Genomic DNA, 646 nt, shown 5'->3' with positions numbered 1-646 from the left:
TATCCTCAATGCTGCGCTGGTCAGCCACGCGTTGTCCCGTGAGAGCTTGCGCTACGCGCTGAACGATGTGAAAGCGATCGATAATAATTTTGGCATTAGGAAATAAACCACGGACAAATTGGCCGTAGTTCGCATTTAAATCGATGATGACATATTCGACTTGTCGACGATTCTGAAGAGAGTAGCCTAAAAAGTGTTCTTTGATGTTCTTAGATAGGCGGTCAGGAAGAATCTCAATTAACTGATGTGCTTCGCCGTCGGCGTACACAAAGGACATGTTGTGCGCTGAAGTGCGGACTTCATCAAAGCATAAGACCGAAGGCAATTGGCGCTGGAAATCGTAATAGTATGTTTGATCAGAGTTGATGATTCTGTGGACGCTGCTCGTTGATACACGCAATGAACGCGCAATTGATTTTTGAGAGATATCATCTTGTGACATGGCGATAATCTGATTTACTAATGGACGAGAGAATTTAGAATTGTCGAGTAAATCGTGTGACTTCGCGTTGAACTTTGTATTGCAGCTATCGCAGTGGAATCGTTGCTTCTTAACGATGAGTCGATTGTCATAGCCGTTTGTAGTTGGTAGATAAATCTCGATGTCATCTGTATATCCATACTTAGTGACATGCTCTAAGAAACC

At 43.2% G+C, this 646-nt stretch carries 1 protein-coding gene; it reads right to left on the bottom strand.

Translation table 11 applies throughout. The annotated features are described in order from the left end of the window. A partial coding sequence (locus EST42_RS10225) for a transposase (protein ID WP_134645316.1) occupies positions 1 to 646 on the bottom strand: 646 nt, incomplete at both ends.

Origin of the sequence: Weissella cibaria (assembly GCF_004521965.1) — a bacterium.
Classification (GTDB): domain Bacteria; phylum Bacillota; class Bacilli; order Lactobacillales; family Lactobacillaceae; genus Weissella; species Weissella cibaria_A.
Note: the sequence above shows the minus strand (reverse complement) of the source record. Positions and strands in the feature narration are given on the sequence as shown.